The organism is Burkholderia sp. AU30198, from assembly GCF_020419825.1.
Lineage (GTDB): Bacteria > Pseudomonadota > Gammaproteobacteria > Burkholderiales > Burkholderiaceae > Burkholderia.
This window is the reverse complement of record NZ_JAIZSA010000001.1, coordinates 1,097,060-1,114,669: the sequence shown is the minus strand read 5'-3', so window position 1 is coordinate 1,114,669 and position 17,610 is coordinate 1,097,060. Positions and strand designations below refer to the sequence as shown.

Sequence of the window (17,610 nt, the reverse complement as noted above, 5' to 3'; positions counted from 1 at the left end):
GGGAGCGACCGTGACGTTATCGACGCACGAGCGCTTCCCGCCGCGTCGCGTCGGGCGCGATCGGCTGTGGATCGGTGAAGGCGGGAACGCTCGCCGGCGCGTGCGGTGCGGCCGAAGGGGCGATGTGCAGCGTCGCACCGGCGAGCGGTAATCGACTACTGTCGTCTGAGTTCATCTGCACTCCTTTCGGTTGTGAATGATCGGCACGGGCGATCGACAGCGACGCACGCACGAAGGCGCGCGGCCGGACGGCACGCGAACGGAAGGCGCGCGCGGCTGACGCTGCGCGCAACACGAACGCACGCGCGCGACGGCGCATCGCGTGCATTCGACAACAATGAAAATTCGGCGGGAGATCTGGCCAGTCAGGCCGGAAGGACGCCGCATCCTGCTTCCCGGGATGCGGCAGAAGACGAGGCTCTGCGCGTTTTCCTCAGGCAGCAGTCAAGTTGGTCAAGCACCAACTACAACTCGCATCGGTGTTCACAGAACACTCCATGTAATTAGACGGGAGCGATGGTAATGGGTCGCTGTGCGAAGCGTCAACCCTTTTGTCAGTCGTTATTTCGAGAAATGTAATCGAGTCGATGCGCGAGCGGAGAAACGCCGGCTCGCCGCCCATGAAACGGCCGCGCGCATGCGAGATCGGCATGCGCGCGGCCGCGTCGAAGCAGGGTGCCGGTGACTAGTTGGCCGACGCGACGGCGGCCCCTGCATCGAGGATGCCCGAGCCCGCCGGCATCGCGGTGCACGACGTGCCGGCCGCCAGCTTGGTCGTGCGCGTGCCGCCCTGCAGCTTCTGCTGGATCTGCGCGGGCGTGAGATTGCCGTTCACCGACAGCATCAGCGCGGCGACCCCCGACACTTGCGGCGTCGCGAGGCTGGTGCCGTTCGCGAGGCCGTAGGTGTCCGAGCCCGGCGTCGTGGTGCCGGTATTCGACGTCGACAGGATGTTGACGCCCGGTGCGCTGAGCGTGACATCGGCGCCGAAGTTGCTGAACGACGCGCGGCGGCCCGTCGCGTCGGTTGCGCCGACGCTGATCACGCCGCGGCAGTTCGCGGGCTGGTCGAGCCCGGTCGACAGGCCGTCGTTGCCGGCGGCGACGACGACGGTCACGCCCTTCGCGGTCACGTCGTCGATGGCCTGCTGGAACGTCGTGCTGCACGCGCCGACGCCGCCGAGGCTCAAGTTGATGACCTTCGCGGGCGTCGGGTTGTTGGGTACGCCGCTGACAGGAATGCCGGCCGCCCAGCGCATCCCGTCCGCGATGTCGCTCGTCGTGCCGCCGCACTTGCCGAGCACGCGAACCGGCAGGATTCGGCCGAGCCACGATATGCCGGCGATGCCGGCGCCGTTGTTCGCGGTCGCGCCGATCACGCCCATCACGCGGGTGCCGTGCCAGCTGCTGTCGCTCGGCTGGGGTGCGCAGTTGTAGTACGGACCGTTCGCATTGCTGAGTTCCTGCTGCGTGACCCAGTCGCCCGGATCGGTTGCGTCAGGGCCGCGCGTCAGGCCGTTGTTGCTGGTGTTGACGTTGCTGATGAAGCTGTAGCCGGGCATCAGGTTGGCGGCGAGGTCGGCATGCGGCCGGTAGCCGGTGTCGAGCACGGCGGTGACGACGGTCGGCGAACCCTTGGTCACGTTCCAGGCCGGCGGCATGTCGATGCCGGCGGTCGGGTCGGACAGGTACCACTGCTGGCTGTACAGCGGATCGCTCGGCGTATCGCGGATCTGCATCGGGTGATCCGGTTCCGCGTAGTCGACGTCCGAATCGGCTGCGAATGCCTGCGCGAGTGCGGCCGCGTCGGTGGCGGCCATACGCTGGCCGAGCGACAGCACGGCCGCGCCGCTCGAGATCGTCCGTTCGACCTGCACGTTCACCGGCGCTTGCCCGACCGTGCTCGCATAGGCGCGTGCGCTGCCGGCGACCGGCGCCGTCCAGCGCGTCATCGAGCGCTGGATCACGGCGTCGAGCCGCGTCCCGTTGTCGATGGCCGCCATCGCACGCGTGGCCGTCAGCGTCTTGAGCTTGACGATCAGGTGATCGATCGGCGGTTCGGCCGGCGCGGTCTGCGCTGCCATCTGCACGGCGGCCTGTTGCGTCGCGCATGCATTGCTGCCGGTCGTGGTGGGCGTGGGAGTGGGTGTCGGGGTGGTCGGAGCGGGCGTCGGGGCCGGCGCTGCGTTGGAGGAAGACGGGTTGCTGCCGTCACCGCCGCCTCCGCCGCAACCGGCGAGGGGTAGGAGAGCGGCGGCTGACAGCATGCCGGCGAGCATGCGCGCATGTGCGGAGCGCGCCAGCGCGAAATTGAAACGTTTGGCTCTCATGTCGAAACTCGATCCTCGTAGATAACCGTCGTGCCGGCGGTGGCGCTGGTCCGGCTGACCCGGACCTTGTCTTTTTTTTCTGACGGTCGCGGCAAGGTTGCTGCGACGCGCCATGCACTGGGTAACGGCCGGCGTGGCGGCTTCTTGAGTACGTTTCACGAGAAAAATCCGCGGGCGCGCAAACGATTACGTTGGTGCGTTGCAGCATGAACGCGCGTTTGGAACGTGTGGCACAGAAGGCGGGGCGAGTCCACGCGTGGCCGGTCGGGCGAAACCTGCGCCGCGGGCCGGTTTGCGCGGCACGGCAAACGTCTTTCAACGGGCGGCCACGGTGGAAGGTTGTTTACGCTTTCCCTGATGCGACGCGAATTTTGTCGAGCGTACGATCGCGATTCGATCAATGTTTCGTCAGGAGAAAAGCATGGATCGCCGCTTACGCTGGCTGGCCGTCGCGCTGTCCTGTGCGCTGGCGGGTACCGCGCACGCGCAGGCCCTTACCGGCACGCTGAAGAAGATCAAGGACACGGGTGTCGTGTCGCTGGGCATTCGCGAATCGTCGGTGCCGTTCTCGTATTCGGACAACCAGCAGAAGAACATCGGCTATTCGCGCGACATCGCGTCGCGCATCATCGACCAGCTGAAGACGGAACTGAACGTGCCGAATCTCGCGGTGAAGGAAATCCCGATCACGTCGCAGAACCGGATTCCGCTGCTGCAGAACGGGACGATCGATTTCGAATGCGGATCGACGACGAACACGCTCGAGCGACAGAAGCAGGCCGCGTTCTCGAACAGTATCTTTTTGTACGGCATCCGCTTCAGCACGCGCAAGGATTCGGGCGTGAAGGATTTCGCGGACCTGGCCGGCAAGACGGTCGCGACGACGGCCGGCACGTCGGACGAGCGCCTGCTGCGCAAGCTCAACGAAGAGAAGGCGATGAACATGACGATCATCAGCGCGAAGGATCACGCCGAAGCGTTCATGAACGTCACGACCGGGCGCGCGGTGGCGTTCGTGATGGACGAGCCGCTGCTGTACGGCGAGATCGCGAAGGACCGCAACCCGGGCGCGTACACGGTGACGGGCACGCCGCTCGTCCACGAGAACTACGCGTGCATGATGCGCAGGGACGATCCGGCGTTCAAGCATGTCGTCGACGGCGTGATCGCGAAGATGCAGACGTCGGGTGCGGCCGAGAAGCTCTATAACCAGTGGTTCACGCAGCCGATTCCGCCGAAGGGCGTGAGCCTCGACTATCCGCTGTCGGCGGAGATGAAGCAGCTGTTCAGGAATCCGACGGATCAGGCGCAGTATTGATCTGGATGCGGTGCTGATCGACGTTTGATCGTGAAAAACCGCCGGCGCGTGCCGGCGGTTACGGTGCGGAAGGCGGGGGGCGCGAAACGCGTCAGGCCTTGATTTCCGGCACGCGCGCAGCCGGCACGGCCGGCGGTTGCTGGCGCTGCCGAAGGTGCCGGCGGCCACGCCGGCGCGATGACGGGTATATCGCCCACGGCGCCATCGCGAACCCGACCGGGTGCGGCATCGGCATCGCGCGTGCGTTGGCGAGCGCGACGTGCCGGCGGGCCATCGGGTGCCGGCTCAAGTCAGGATAAAAGCTGCGGACGCCATGCCGATAGCGGATTTCCTGGCATGCCGCAATCGGCATTCAACCTCGTCCACGCCAGGGGAATCCGGCTGCGTGACCGGACAACAGGCACAATACGGCATTCGCCATGACGCACGTGTGTTCGCAGTTCGAACATCGCACGGCTGCGTCACTGCTGTCCGTCATCCTTCCCAGTCGTCATGAACGCCACGCTCACTTCCGCGCGCGAGTCGAACTCGCCGCGTTTCCTGCTGTTCCTGATCTGCCTGTTCGCGTCCGCCGGCCAGCTCGCGATCGACATCTACGTGCCCGCGCTGCCCGACATGGCGCGTTCGTTCGCGACCACGCCACAGGCGATCCAGTCGAGCGTGTCCGGCTACATGGCGGCCTACGCGCTCGGCCAGCTCATCTTCGGCCCGATCGCCGACGCTTACGGCCGCAAGCGCGTGCTCGCGTTCGGGCTCGTGATCTACACGATCGGCTGCCTGCTGTCGCTCGGCGCGCAGAACCTGGAGACGTTCGTGCTGGCACGCTGCCTGCAGGGCTTCGGCATCGCGACCACCAACCTGCTCGCGAAGGCGATCATCACCGATTCGTTCTCCGGCCAGGCGCTGATGCACGCGTTCACGTACATGTCGATCGCGTGGGGGCTCGCACCGATCATCGCGCCGGTGATCGGCGCGCACCTGCAGGAATGGTTCGGCTGGCGCGCGTGCCTCGTGTTCCTGCTGGTGTACTCGCTGGCGATGTGGGCGCTGCTGTGGCGTTACCGCGAAACCTTGCCGAAACCGGTGCATCTCGAGCCGCGCACGCTGATGACGAACGCGGGCAAGGTGCTGGCGAGCCCGGTGTTCCAGAGCTGCTTCCTGGCACAGGGGCTGTGCTACAGCATCCTGCTCGTGTTCAACATCGTCGGGCCGTTCATGGTGCAGACCACGCTGCACAAGCCGCCGACCTTCTTCGGCTATCTCGCGCTCGGGATCGGGCTGATGTATTTCCTCGGCGGCCTGTCGAACCGCATTCACGGGCGCGGGCTGCCGAGCGCCGAGCAACGGCTGCGCATCGGCGCGCGCGTGATGGCGGGGGCGTCGGTTGCGATGCTGGTGCTGGCGCTCACAGTCGGGCTGCGCGTATGGACGCTCGCGACGCCGGTGCTCGTGATGGGCTTTTGCGCGGGCGCGATGTACCCGACGCTGATGGCCAAGGGCAATTCGCTGTTTCCGCATATCGCCGGCCTGACGAGCGCGATCCTCGGCTGCGCGCTGCTGCTCGTGTCGTCCGCGATGATGGGGCTGGCCGGTTTCGTGTCGATCCACGTCCTGACGCCGCTCGCGGTGTTCTTCGTCGCGCTGTCGTGCATCGTCGTGTGGATGGTCACCAAGCTGCTGCGGTACCTGTCGCAGCAGCAGGCCCAGGCTGCGTCCGTCGTGTGCGGGAGCGGGGAGGCCGCTTAAGTGCTGCCCGTCGACCGACTCATGCCCTCGATCCTGCTGAACCGCGTCGCCCGAACGGACGGCGCCGACCTGATCGCCGCCAACCGCGCGAGCCGGAGCCACCATTTGCCGTGGGTCGACTCGTTCACCGACCAGGCGGGATTCGACCAGTGGTTCGCCCGCTGCCTGACGGGGCCGAACGTCGGCCTCGTCGCCCGCGAGCGCGGGTCCGGGGCGGTGGTCGGCGTGGTGAACCTCAACGAGATCGTCGGCGGCGTGTTCCAGAGCGCGTATCTCGGGTACTACGGCATGGTGGCGTTCAGCGGCCAGGGGCTGATGACCGAGGCGCTGCGCGCGGCGATCGGCGTCGCGTTCGGCGAACTCGGGCTGCATCGGCTCGAAGCGAACATCCAGCCCGGCAACCACGCATCGATTGCGCTGGTCCGGCGGCTCGGTTTCACGAAAGAGGGTTTTTCGCCGCGCTATCTGCGCATCGGCGGCGAATGGCGCGACCACGAACGGTGGGCGCTGCTGGCCGACGGCGAGCCCGAAGCGCGCGCCTGACGCCCGATCCTTGGCGAGCTTCTTCCCGCCGCCGGCCGCTTACAGCGGATGCGCCGCGCCGGCCTGCGTCAGCAGCGAAACGGCAACCGGATCCGGCATCCCGTTCGAGTCGATCGCGCCGGCTTTCGCGAGTGCGACGAGATCGCTGTCGACGCCCGGTTGCCCGACCGTGAACGACGTGGTCAGGAATGCCGGCGCCGCGAGCGTGACCGAATAGCGCTGCTGCAGGTTCGTCACCACGGCCGATTGTGCGGCCTGTACGGTGTTCGCATTGTTCATCGCCTGCTGGTAGCGCGAATTCTGCTGGAAATTGCCGATCAATGTGGCCGTGTTCGTGCCGAGCTGGGCGGCGAGATAGACCAGCATCAGCTCGGTCTCGGGCGTCGTATTGAACGTGCCGCCCGCGTACGCTAGCGAATGCAGGCTCGTGCCGCCCGACGTCACGGTGATCGCGCACGGCAGCACGGCATTGACCGTCACCTGGTAGTTGCCGCCGCCGTCCGTCAGCGTCGTCGCCGACCCCGTCACGCAGCTGACCGCCACCTGCGCGCTGGCGAGCGCGTCGCCCGTCGCGGCGGTGCCCGAGAGCGCGACGGTCTGCGTGTTGTTGTTGAAACAGGCATCCACGCCGAAGCAGGCATCGCCGCCGCACGCCTGAAGCGTCGCGAGGGTGGCGATGCAGAGCGTGCCCAGCGCGGGGCGGATGAAACGGCTGGGGTGAATGTTCATGGTCGCTGGCCTTGAGGAGAGTGGGGCAACCGGTAGGCGCCGGTGAGGCGGTGCCGTTCATATTCTAGGTCCCGAAACGGGGGGCTGCTTGCCCGGTTGGTCCGCTTGGCTCGCTTGCGGCCGCTTGCGGCCGCTTGCGGCCGGGGGCGACCTGCCGTCGAGCGTGTCATGCGCTGCACGGCATTGCCGGCATCGGGGCGATACGACGGCAGACTGAAATGACGAGGTCCGGAAGTCGACCGGAAACCTTTCAGTTCCCTTCGCGATTGGTTATGCTGCGGGACGATTAAAAACGACGAGAGAACGCGCCGCGCCCGATGGAGCCGGCGCGCCGTTTCCGACATGAACTTGAAACGACAGACGGGCCGGCCGGGCCTGCCGGGTGGCGAGGGCGAGCCGGCATCGTGGGCAGGCACGACCCGAAACGGCATTCGGCACGCACGCAGCACGAAGGGTGAGGCCCGGAGCCCCGGCTTCTGGAAGGCCACGGCCTTGCTGGCGGGTGCGGTCGTGCTGTTCGGCGGTGCGGCCATTGCAGCGCCAACCGAAGACGGCAGCAACGCCGTCGCGGCATCGTCGGCCGCCACGCCATTTAACCCGTCCCAATCGGCCTGTTCGCACGTGGCCGCGGCGGCGGCCTATCCGGTCGCCGCAAAACCCGAAGCCGCACCGCCGCTGAAAGGCCGCGTGACGGACACCACGGGCGTGCTGAGCGCCGCCTGCGCATCCGAGCTGACCGACCGCCTCGCTGCGCTCGAACAACGGCTCGGCGTGCAGATCGCGATCCTGCTGGTCGGGTCGACCGGGCAGTCGACGATCGAACAGTTCGCGACCACCGTATTCGACCAGTGGAAGCTCGGCAAGGCCGAGGTCAACAACGGCCTGCTGTTCGTTGCCGCGCTCAACGACCATACCGTGCGGATCGAAGTCGGCTATGGGCTCGAAGGCACGATTCCTGACATCGTCGCGGGCCGGATCATCCGTGAGCGGATCGTGCCGGCATTCCGCGAGAACCGTATCGAAGGCGGCATCAGCGATGCGGTGGACGCGCTGGCACGCGAAATGATGCCGGCGGACGTCGCCACGCCGGAGCAGGCGGCACCCGCGACGGCGCCCGGCGGGCGTGACGACGCATACGAAGCGGCCACGGCGACCACGACGGATGCCACGAATGCACCGCCCCGTGACGCACGGACCGGCGGCGAACAGTACCAGCCGAACGGCCTGCCGGTGCGGAAACATGTGAACACGGGCGGCGTGCGGTTCTGGTTCCTGCTCGGGGTGGCCAACGTCGTGCTGGGCGTGGTCGCGCAGTGGCGCCAGCTGCGCCGCCGGGTGGCACTCCTGGCAGCGTGGCTCGTGGCGGCCGTCGTACCGATCGTGATGCTGCCGGTCGGCACGATCTTCAACGGCAATCTGGAAGCCATCCTGGGCGCCGCGTTGTTCGTCCCGGCGGCGGCCGGTGTCGCGCCGTGCCTGCTCGGCATCAACCTGTTTCTTTCGGCGCGCGTGCGCAAATACACGGCGATCGTGGGCGGGACGCTGTTCATGATCATCGCGATCGGGCGCGAGATGGATTATTCGGTCGAGGAAGTGCTGTCCGGCCTCTTCGGCGTGCTGTGCGTGCTCGCCGTGATCTGGGCGAAGTTGATGGGCATCGGCTCGTCTTCGTCGTCTTCCTCGTCAGGCTCCCGATCGCGCTCGAGCGCCGATTCGTTCCGCGGCGATGGCGGTTCGAGCGGCGGCGGCGGTGCATCGGGCCGCTGGTAGCCACCCGCGCGCAGCGTGCCTGCGCCCCCGTTTCTTTTCACCTATGGCTCCACCCGGAGCGTTCAACCGGAAACATCGACAATGAAATGGTTTCGAATCCTGCTCGTGTGCTGCGTGCTGGCTCCGCTCGCGGGGTGCGGCTACAACGCGATCCAGTCGTCCGACGAGAACATCAATGCCGCGTGGTCCGAAGTGCTGAACCAGTACCAGCGCCGCGCCGACCTCGTGCCGAACCTCGCCGCGTCGGTGAAGGGCTACGCGTCGCACGAGGAACGCGTGCTGACCGAGGTGGCGTCCGCCCGTGCGCGCGTGGGCAGCGTGCAGATGACGCCGGAGATGGCCAGGGATCCGGCCGCGCTCGCGGCGTTCGACCAGCGGCAGGGCGAGCTGTCGGGTGCGCTGAGCCGGCTGATGGTGGTGTCCGAGCGCTACCCGGAGCTCAAGGCGAACGAAGCGTTCCGCGACCTGCAGACCCAGCTCGAAGGCACGGAAAACCGCATCGCGGTCGCGCGCGGCCGCTACATCAAGACCGTGCAGCAGTACAACGTGCAGATCCGCCAGTTCCCGGGCGTCGTGATCGCGAAGATCTTCGGCTACCAGCCGCGCCCGAACTTCGGCGTCGCGAACGAGGCGGCGATCTCGACCGCGCCGGCACTCGACTTCTCCGCGCAACCGCAACCGCAACCGCAACCGCAACCGCAACCGCAACCGCAACCGCAACCGCAGTCGCCGAAGGCGAACGCGGCCGCCGAGTAAGGCCGGCTCACCCGCTCAGGCGCTCAGGGCTTGCGCGCGGCCGCCTTCGCGAACGCGCCGCGCACCTCGAAGCTGATCGCATCGGCCACATTGCCGCGCGCATCGACGAGTTCGAGCCGGTGCCGGCCCGGCCACGGCATCCACGCGATGCGATCGGCATGCCCGATCACCTTGTCGTCGAGCCGCCACGCGAACTTCGTGGCGCGCCCGGCCGACCGCTCGAACCAGATCCGCTGGTTCTTCGGCGGAATGTCCGGATCGATCGCGAAGATCGTGCCGTCGGTCGGCGTGCCGATCGTCAGCGGCGCGCGCGCGCCGTCCTTGCCCGGCGTGACGGGAGCGGCGAGCCGGATCGTGTCGACCGCCGTTCCCGCGACGAACCACTCGTTGCGGGACGGTTCGATATCGCGTTCGAACGTGATCCGGCGCGTCTCGATGCCGGCCGGCGCGCGCGGCGCGCGGCTCGGCTGGTCGCGGTGCAGGTAGCCGACGACGGCCGACCACACCGGCGACGCACCCGTGACGCCCGACACGTCCCACATCGGCGAACCGTCCGCATTGCCGACCCACACGCCGACCGTATAGCGCGACGTGAAACCGACCGTCCAGTTGTCGCGCATGTCCTTGCTCGTGCCGGTCTTGACCGCCGAGAAGAAGCGTGTCGCGAGCGGATTGTCGAAGCCGAACGTGCGCACACGCGCGTTGTTGTCGGACAGGATGTCGGTGACGACGAAGCTGGCCGCCTCGCTGAACACGCGCGTACCGTCGGCGGCGCGGGCGGGTGACGCGGCCGACGCGCCGGATGCGCCGGACGTCGGAGCCGCCGCGGGCAGGTCGATGACCTTGCGGGCGACGCCGCCGTTCGCGAGCGCGCGGTATGCGTTGGTCAGCGACAGCAGCGTGACGTCCGCACTGCCGAGCGCGAGGCTGAAGCCGTAGTAGTCGCCTTCCTGCGCGAGCGGCAGGCCGAGCGCGGTCAGCGTGCGCGCGAAGCGGTGCGGCGTGACGAGCACGAGCGTGCGCACGGCCGGCACGTTCAGCGAGCCGCCGAGCGCGCTGCGCACGCTCACCCAGCCCTTGAAATCCTTGTCGTAGTTCTGCGGAATGTACAGGCCGCCGCCGGCGGCGAGGTTGATCGGCGCATCGTCGAGCAGCGACGCGGCCGTCAGCCGTTTCTCGTCGATCGCCTGCGCATACAGGAACGGCTTGAGCGTCGAGCCGGCCTGGCGCGGCGCGAGCACGGCATCGACGTCGCGTGCGCTCGACAGCGCGCCCGACGATCCGACCCACGCGCGAATCTCGCCGGTCGCGTTGTCGATCACGACGACCGCACCGTCCTGCACGTTGCGCCGGTGCGCGGGCGCGTTGAGTTCGGTCAGCGCGCGCACCAGCGTGTCGCGCGCGAACCGCTGCAGCGGCGCATCGAGCGTCGTGCGTACCTGCGCGCCGGCCGTTGGCCGGACCTCGGCCGCGATGCGTCGCGCGAAATGCGGGGCGAGGGCGGCGCCATCGTCGCGCGCGGCGCTGGCCGGACGCGCGATGACGAGCTGCACGTAGCCGTCGAGCGATGCGCAGGCCTGCTCCGCATGCATGTCGCGCAGGATCCGGCACGCGCGCTCGGCGACTTTCGCGGGCGTTGCGTTGGGCGCGCGCACGAGCGCGGCCGCGATCGCGGCTTCGCGTGCGTCGAGGCCCGACGGCGCCTTGCCGAACAGCACCTGCGACAACGCGGCGAGGCCGATCGTCTCGCCGCGGAACGGCACGAGGTTCAGGTACGCCTCGAGCACCTGGTCCTTGCGCCAGCCGCGTTCGAGCAGCAGCGCGTTGACCGCTTGCGACGCCTTCTGCGGCAGCGAGCGCTGGCCCGACCGGCGCGGCGAATCGCTGAGCAGCCCGGCGAGCTGCATCGTGACGGTCGATGCGCCGCGCGTGCGCTCGTTCCACAGGTTGCCCCACGCGGCGCCGGCGATGCCGCGCCAGTCGACGCCGCTGTGTTCATAGAAGCGCTTGTCTTCGGACACGACAATCGCCTCGCGAAACGCAGGCGACACGTCGGCGAGCGAGACCCAGTCGCCGCGTCGTTCGGTGAGGTCGACGCGCGTGCGCTGCAGCGGCGTGCCGTCGCGCGCGAGCAGCACCCAGTCGGAGCTGCGCCAGTTGCGGCGCACTTCGTCGTAGCTCGGCAGCGCATGCGCGACGAGCGGCGCGGCCAGCACGACGGCAACGAATACGCGGCCGGCGAAACGCGCCGGCCGCGGCAATACCAGATCGATCATCAAGGTCTCGTTACTTGCCCGCGTCGGCCGCCTTCACGGTCATCGGCGGGTTCGGCCACAGGCCGTACACGGACGGTGCATACAGCGCCTCGACACGCGTCGGCGGCAGCCCGAACGTGCCGACGTTGTTCAGCCGCACCGTGTACTCGACCGAGAATTTGCCCTTCGGCAGATAGTCGTAGTACGCGCGGTAGCCGTCGAAGTCGCGCTCGATGAACGCCGGCCACGCGCCGTCCGGCGTCTTCTCGCCCTGCGTCGCCGCTTCGGAGTCACGGCCGAGGCCGGAACCGAGGATCGTCGAACCGGCCGGAACCGGATCGTTGACGACGACCCACGTCATGTCGCTCTGCGCATCGATGTCGAGATGCACGCGCACGACGTCGCCGCGCGTCAGCACGCCCTTGACGGCGGGCGACACGGGCGTGACGGTCTTCGTGATCCGGTAGCCGGCCGCGAACGGCGAACGCAGCGGCACGGCCGCGAGGCTTTCGATCGTGGCCCACGGGCGGCCCGTGCCGTCCTGCGTGACGGACAGCGTGGCCGGCGCCTGCGACGCGCGCGGCCACGGCAGCATCAAGCTGCGGGCCGCGGCGGCGCGGGTGGCCGGGGTGGCCGACGCCGGCGTGTCGGCAGATGCGGGTGCCGGTGCCGCTCCTTGCGACCACGAGATCGTGCGCTCGTCGCCGCCGAGCGCGACCTTCGTCGCGCCGGCCACCGGCGTGCTCTCGTAAGTGCGCGAGAAGCGCTCGACCGCGAGCAGGCCGAGCGCGTTCGACGTCGTGGTCTGCCATGCGCCCTGGCGCTGCAGTGCGAGCAGGCCGGCCGTCACGCGCGGCATCTCGTCCTTCCACGCCGGGTCGCCCGCGAATTCCAGCGCGAGACGTGCCGCGTTGGTCTCGTTGCTGGTCATCAGCCACCACAGGTCGTCGTCGCGCGCGGTCGAGAACACGAGCTGCGTGCCCTGGTACGTGAGGCGTGCCCGCAGGATCTGTTCGACCTGCGCGCGTTTCTCGTCGCGTTGCGGGATGTCCTTCACGCGCGTCAGGATCGCGTGATAGTCGATCACCGCCGACGTCGGCCACTGGTTCGGTGCGATCTCGATCGAGCCGAGCATGCGGCCCTGCGCGGCGCCGTAGCGCGACAGCGCCTCGATCGCGGCGAGCTTGCGCAGGTCGCGATCCTGGCGCGGCGCCCACGCGTTGCGCTCGAGGCGACCGTCGACGAAGCGCGCGAGCCCGGCCTCGAGCTGCGTGCGCAGGTCTTCCGGCAGCGCGAAGCGCGGGTCGAGACGGCTCGCCTCGTCGGACACCACGAGCAGGTACGACGACAGCGTCGCGCTGCCGGCATGCGAATCGTCGGACGACGGCGGGAAGTAGCTCGCGAGCCCGTCGCTGTCGAGATACACGAGCATGCGTGCGATCAGCGCCTGCCATTGCGCCGGGTCGCGCAGGCCGATCGCGCGCGAGGTCTGCTGTTCGAGGCAGCGGTACGGATAGCGCTCGAACCAGCGCTTCACGCCGGGCAGGCCATCGGCGAGCTTCGACTGCAGCGACACGGCGATGCCGCCGCGCGGCAAGCCTTGCGCGTTGTTCGCGGCGCCGGCCGGGGAGGCCACCGGCACCGTCAGCGTGCCGTCGACCTGCGCGAGCGTCGCCTGCTGTACGGTGACTGGCAGCGCGGGCACGACCTTCTGCGCGACCGCCAGCGCGTCGGACGCGCGCTTGCCGCCTTGCTCGGCCGCTTCGATGCGCCAATTCAGCGCGCCGGCCGCGTCGAGCGCCTGCTCGGGCACGGTGATCGTCCATGCGACTTCGGTTGCCGTATTGGCCGCGAGCGAAATGGTTTGCGGTGCGACCTCGACGCCGGTCACGCGCGGCGTCACGACGACCTGCATCGCGCGGTCGGTCGTGTTGCGCAGCGTGACCTGCGCGCGGAACGCGTCGCCTTCGCGCACGAGCGGCGGCAGGCCGGAAATCAGCTGCAGATCCTGCGTGCTGCGGATCGACGTGCTGCCGGTGCCGAAGCGGTCGGGGCCGACCGCCGCGATCGCGACGATCCGGAAGCGCGTGAGCGCGTCGTTCAGCGGCACCTCGACGGTCGCGCTGCCGTTCGCATCCAGCGTCACGCGCGGATTCCACAGCAGCAGCGTGTCGAACAGTTCGCGCGTCGGCGCGCTGCCGCCGCCACCGCCGGCCGGCACGGCCTTGCGGCCGAAGTGGCGGCGGCCGACGATTTCCATCTGCGCGGTGGCCGTCTCGACGCCGTACGCGCGTCGCCGCAGCATCGCGTCGAGCAGGTCCCAGCTGTTGTTCGGCATCAGTTCGAGCAGTGCTTCATCGACGGCCGCGACCGCGATCTGCGTGCCGGCCGGCGCGGGCTGGCCGTTCGGCAGCGTGACCTTCACGTGCGCCTGCGCCTTGCTGCGCACCGTGTAGCGCGTCGCGTCGGTCGTCACGGTCACGCCGAGGCGGTGCACGCCCGTGCCGACCTTGATCTCGCCGAGGCCGTAGCGGAACGCGGGTTTCGACAGGTCGACGAATGCGGTCGGCGCTTCATAGTGACGGCCTTCGCGCCAGAATGCGCGCGCCCATTCGACCGGCGCCTTCCAGCCCCACGTGAAGAACGAGTACCACGGCACTTCGCGAATCCGGCCGCGCAGCGCGAGTACCGACACGTAGACGTTCGGCCCCCACGATTCGCCGACCTTCAGGTCGACCGTCGGGTTCTTGCCGTTCAGCTCGACGATCTGCGTTTCCATCACGCCGCCGCGTTCGACCGCGACCAGCGCGGTCGCGTAGCGGAACGGCATGCGCACCTGGAAGCGGGCGGTTTCGCCGGGTTCGTACGAGGTTTTCTCCGGGATCACGTCGATCCGGTCGGTGTTGTCGCCGCCGAACCAGAGTTCGTCCTCGCGCGTGACCCACACCGACGTCGATGCGTTCGACGTGCGGCCGTCGCCGTCCTTGGCCACCGCGATCAGCTGCACGTTACCGGCCTGTTCGAGCGTCGCGTCGCAGGCCATGCGGCCCTTGTCGTCGGTCTTGCCCGAGCACAGCACGCCGAGGTCGCGCGTGTCGCTCTTGTTGTCGTACGCATAGAAGCCGCCGACCATCCGCTTGCGCGACGACGTCGTGATGTGCGCGACGCCCTTGATCTCGATCGGCACGGACGCGCGCGGCTTGCCTTGCAGGTCGACCGCGAGGGCCTGCACGGGCACATGCTGGCCGACCGATACCCAGCGGCCCGCCTTGATGCCGGCCACCACCGCGGCCGGCCACAGGATCGTATCGCCGCGAATCGTCTGCACTTCGCCGTTCGGGTCGGCGAACGTCGCTTCGAGCGCGATGCGCTTCGGTGCGTCGACGTCCGGCAGGCCCTTCAGCGTGACCGAGCCGGCACCGTTGCGGTCGAGCGTCAGCGGCAGCTTGTCGGCGATCAGCTTCGTCGCGTCGGGATCGTTGTTCGACGCCGATGCGTTGTCGCCGTCCTGCGAATCATCGTCGGCATTGCCGTCGCTCGTGTCGGCGCGATACGGCGTGAAGCTGAAATCCTCGAAGCGATCCGCGAACGGCGGCGACGCCCACTTCATCAGCGCCGACACCTGCACCGGCAGGTTCGATGCGCCGCCGCCCGACACGTAGTCGATCTGCACCGCGAGCGGCGCTTCCTTCACGGCGACGAGCGGGCTCTTCTGCGCGTCGCGCGCGCCGATCGATCCTTTCAGCACCGGCAGGCGGAACGCCTCGACGCGGAAGCTGCCGCTGTAATAGGTGGCGGTCGGCGCGTCTTCCGGGCCGCCTTCGAGTTCGACGCTGTATTCGCCGAGCTTCGCGGCGGCCGGCAGCGTGAACTGCGTATCGGCGCTGTGGTCGGCCGCCCACGTGAGCGGCAGCTTGTAGGTCTGGCCCGTGCCGAGATGGCGGATCGTCACGCGCGTCGGGTATTGCGACGGGAACGCGAGGCTCTGCAGCGTTTCGGCGCGGATGAAATGTTTCATCGACACGGTTTCGCCCGCGCGCAGCAGCGTGCGGTCGAATACCGTATGCGCGCGCACGGTCCGCGCGCTGTCGGTGTCGGTCGGCACGTTGAAGCGCCACGATTCGATCCCGCGGTTCCAGCCCGAGCTGACGAACGCCATGTCGGGGCCCGTCTTCGGATCGTTCACGCGGGCCGACACGAAGTAGTCGTCGAAGCGTTGCTCCGAATCGGACGAACTGCAGGCGCGCTTCGATTCGAACGCGCCGTCGATCTTCAGCAGGCCCTGCGCGTCGGTCTTGCCCGAGGCGATCTCGTCGCCGTTGCAGTCCGACACGCGGATCTGCGCATTCGGCACCGGCTTGCCCTTGTCGAGCGTCGTGACCCACACGAGGTTGTTCTCGCGGCCCTGTTTCAGGTGCACGCCGAGGTTGGTGACGAGCACCGTGGTGCGCACGTACATGCTCGACGGCTTCGCAAGCAGCGAGCGGCCGAGCGCGGGCGACGCGAGTTCGAGCACGTAGAAACCGGGCTTGTCGATTGGCACGCCGACGACTTCGAACGGACGCAGTGCCTTCGGGTCCGCCTTCGGCAGCGTCAGCGCCTGCACGCCGGGCTGGCCCTTGAGCAGCGTCAGCGAGCGCACGTCGATGCGGCGATCCTTCGGCGCGGGCGCCTTCTCGCCGGCTTCGCGCGGCACGTAGACGGGGTGCTGGCCCTTGCGTTCGAGCAGGCCGGGAATCTGGTTGTCGATCGAACCGGCCGTCATCGACCAGTTGTCGAAGCGGTCGACCGTGCGCATCCACTGACGAATCGCGGTGTCGTCGTCGACCTTCAGGTTCGAGAACTGCGCGCCCTGGGTGTTGAGGCCGTCGATATGCAGGTCGGCCTCGACGTTGCGCAGCGTGACGGGCACGAGCGCGGGCGTATCGGGTTCTGCGAAGCGCTCGACGATCCCGAAGGTGCCCGACGAGAACTTCGCGAGCGGCGGCATCGGCGCGGTGCGTGTCGCGAGCGGGAACAGGTCAGCGTTGGACAGCGAGCGGTCGGTCACGTCGCGCAGGCCCGACGGCAATTCGATCGTCAGGCCGGCCTGCTCGGGCAGCGGCGGGTTGAACGTGACGGTGGTGACTTCCTCGCTCTTGTCGTCGGCCGCGAAGGTCGGCGCGAGCGAACCGTCAGGGCCACGCAGCTTGATCGCCTCGGCGTTCTTGCGCGTGATCGGCGCGTTGAACGACAGCGTGAGCGGGCGCAGCGGCGTGCAGGGTGCCTTCGCGTTCTCGCGTTCGCACGAGAAGCTCGCGGCGAACGGTGCGCGTACGGTGAAATCGAAGCGCCGTTCCGTTTCGTTCGGGATCCCGCTCGGGCTCGTCACGCCCTTGCCGTACACGAGCTGCATCTTCGCGCTCGCCGGCAGTGCCTGCGCGCACGACAGCGTCAGCACGCGCGCGGCATCCTTCTTCAGCCCGAAGTGATCGAGCAGTGCGTTGCGCGCATCGTCGTCGGCGGCCGTGACGGGAATGCGGTTGCCGATGCCGGCCGCTTCACACCAGATGTTCGCGAGCGCCGAGCGCGGTTCGGCCGGGCCGTTCAGCTTCAGCACGAACATCTGCCGTTCCTCGATCTCGCGCGAGCCGGGGCGGACGTTCACCGGGAACGGGCCGCCCGTCTGGAACGTGAAGCGGCGCGGGCCGCTGGCCGCATTGCCGGCGACCGAGCGCAACGTGTCGTTGAGCGCGACCGCGCAGCGCACGCCGGGCGGCAGGTCGTTTTCGAAATCGTAAACCCAGGTCTTGTCGTCGAGCCAGTGACCCTGGCCGCGCGCGGCCGTGGAATCGTTGCAGGTGACGCGCGCGGGATTCGGCGCGGAGGCCGAGCCGAACGCGACCATCGGTTCGTCGAACTTGACGACGGTTTGCCGAACCTCGGTGACGGTGCCTTGCGGCGACACGCTTACCGTGCGCGCCGCGCCCGCATGCAGCGACAGTGCCGTGGCGCCGCCGAGCACAGCGACGGCGCCGATGCGCCAGAGCAGCCGGGTGGTGTGGTCGGTTCGTTTCGCTTTGTTCTGTTTGTTGTGCTGCTTCATCGCTCGATTGCCCTCGGAGGGAAGCTTTCTGTTTGATTGCACGGGATTCTAACCGACCGACATGCGCGTGCATCGCGCT

The 17,610-nt window shown here is 68.4% G+C and carries 11 protein-coding genes; 5 read left to right on the top strand and 6 right to left on the bottom strand.

The window, feature by feature from the left end; all coding sequences use genetic code 11:
• Positions 1-16 precede the first annotated feature (16 nt).
• Positions 17-175: a hypothetical protein gene (locus LGN19_RS04840; RefSeq protein ID WP_174956174.1), complete on the bottom strand. Its 159-nt coding sequence runs from the start codon at positions 173-175 to the stop codon at positions 17-19.
• A 510-nt stretch (positions 176-685) separates the two neighbouring features.
• Entirely contained in the window at positions 686-2,329 is a 1,644-nt protein-coding gene (locus tag LGN19_RS04835) for a S8 family peptidase (RefSeq protein WP_174976795.1), read from the bottom strand.
• Positions 2,330-2,750: 421 nt separating this feature from the next.
• Here LGN19_RS04835 and LGN19_RS04830 point away from each other — a divergent pair, with 421 nt between their 5' ends.
• Positions 2,751-3,647 (top strand): glutamate/aspartate ABC transporter substrate-binding protein, encoded by an 897-nt coding sequence (locus LGN19_RS04830; RefSeq protein WP_122947293.1) that lies wholly within the window; start codon positions 2,751-2,753, stop codon positions 3,645-3,647.
• A gap of 91 nt (positions 3,648-3,738) precedes the next feature.
• Here the strand turns inward: LGN19_RS04830 and LGN19_RS04825 are convergent, their stop codons facing one another.
• On the bottom strand, positions 3,739-3,999 hold the full coding sequence (locus LGN19_RS04825; RefSeq protein ID WP_226213421.1) for a hypothetical protein: 261 nt from the start codon (positions 3,997-3,999) through the stop codon (positions 3,739-3,741).
• A gap of 140 nt (positions 4,000-4,139) precedes the next feature.
• Between LGN19_RS04825 and LGN19_RS04820 the strand changes: the two genes are divergently transcribed.
• Both LGN19_RS04820 and LGN19_RS04815 read left to right on the top strand, forming a co-directional pair.
• Positions 4,140-5,393: a multidrug effflux MFS transporter gene (locus LGN19_RS04820; protein ID WP_226213420.1), complete on the top strand. Its 1,254-nt coding sequence runs from the start codon at positions 4,140-4,142 to the stop codon at positions 5,391-5,393.
• Between the two features lie 21 nt (positions 5,394-5,414).
• Positions 5,415-5,936, top strand: a complete 522-nt coding sequence (locus LGN19_RS04815) for a GNAT family N-acetyltransferase (protein WP_226213419.1) — start codon at positions 5,415-5,417, stop codon at positions 5,934-5,936.
• Between the two features lie 39 nt (positions 5,937-5,975).
• On the opposite strand, the gene LGN19_RS04810 is transcribed toward LGN19_RS04815, so the two are convergent.
• Positions 5,976-6,665 carry a hypothetical protein gene (locus LGN19_RS04810; RefSeq protein WP_122947289.1) on the bottom strand — a complete coding sequence of 230 codons (690 nt, stop codon included), beginning with the start codon at positions 6,663-6,665 and terminating at the stop codon, positions 5,976-5,978.
• 342 nt (positions 6,666-7,007) lie between these two features.
• On the opposite strand from LGN19_RS04810, the gene LGN19_RS04805 reads away from it, so the two are divergent.
• Positions 7,008-8,435, top strand: a complete 1,428-nt coding sequence (locus tag LGN19_RS04805; protein ID WP_226213418.1) for a TPM domain-containing protein — start codon at positions 7,008-7,010, stop codon at positions 8,433-8,435.
• Between the two features lie 81 nt (positions 8,436-8,516).
• Positions 8,517-9,191 (top strand): LemA family protein, encoded by a 675-nt coding sequence (locus tag LGN19_RS04800; protein WP_226213417.1) that lies wholly within the window; start codon positions 8,517-8,519, stop codon positions 9,189-9,191.
• 23 nt (positions 9,192-9,214) lie between these two features.
• Here LGN19_RS04800 and pbpC read toward each other — a convergent pair whose 3' ends face one another.
• Together pbpC and LGN19_RS04790 are read right to left on the bottom strand one after the other, a co-directional pair.
• A complete protein-coding gene (gene pbpC, locus LGN19_RS04795) occupies positions 9,215-11,467 on the bottom strand; it encodes a penicillin-binding protein 1C (RefSeq protein ID WP_226213416.1) in 2,253 nt (750 codons plus the stop codon).
• A gap of 10 nt (positions 11,468-11,477) precedes the next feature.
• The gene (locus LGN19_RS04790; RefSeq protein ID WP_226213415.1) at positions 11,478-17,531 is read right to left on the bottom strand and encodes an alpha-2-macroglobulin family protein; all 6,054 of its coding nucleotides are present in this window, start codon (positions 17,529-17,531) and stop codon (positions 11,478-11,480) included.
• Between the last annotated feature and the right edge of the window lie 79 nt (positions 17,532-17,610).

Excerpts from the sequence above, each read along its gene's own strand:
- LGN19_RS04840 (WP_174956174.1), bottom strand. The coding sequence starts at position 175 with ATGAACTCAGACGACAGTAGTCGATTACCGCTCGCCGGTGCGACGCTG.
- LGN19_RS04835 (WP_174976795.1), bottom strand. The coding sequence starts at position 2,329 with ATGAGAGCCAAACGTTTCAATTTCGCGCTGGCGCGCTCCGCACATGCG.
- LGN19_RS04830 (WP_122947293.1), top strand. The coding sequence starts at position 2,751 with ATGGATCGCCGCTTACGCTGGCTGGCCGTCGCGCTGTCCTGTGCGCTG.
- LGN19_RS04825 (WP_226213421.1), bottom strand. The coding sequence starts at position 3,999 with ATGCCGATTGCGGCATGCCAGGAAATCCGCTATCGGCATGGCGTCCGC.
- LGN19_RS04820 (WP_226213420.1), top strand. The coding sequence starts at position 4,140 with ATGAACGCCACGCTCACTTCCGCGCGCGAGTCGAACTCGCCGCGTTTC.
- LGN19_RS04815 (WP_226213419.1), top strand. The coding sequence starts at position 5,415 with ATGCCCTCGATCCTGCTGAACCGCGTCGCCCGAACGGACGGCGCCGAC.
- LGN19_RS04810 (WP_122947289.1), bottom strand. The coding sequence starts at position 6,665 with ATGAACATTCACCCCAGCCGTTTCATCCGCCCCGCGCTGGGCACGCTC.
- LGN19_RS04805 (WP_226213418.1), top strand. The coding sequence starts at position 7,008 with ATGAACTTGAAACGACAGACGGGCCGGCCGGGCCTGCCGGGTGGCGAG.
- LGN19_RS04800 (WP_226213417.1), top strand. The coding sequence starts at position 8,517 with ATGAAATGGTTTCGAATCCTGCTCGTGTGCTGCGTGCTGGCTCCGCTC.
- pbpC (WP_226213416.1), bottom strand. The coding sequence starts at position 11,467 with ATGATCGATCTGGTATTGCCGCGGCCGGCGCGTTTCGCCGGCCGCGTA.
- LGN19_RS04790 (WP_226213415.1), bottom strand. The coding sequence starts at position 17,531 with ATGAAGCAGCACAACAAACAGAACAAAGCGAAACGAACCGACCACACC.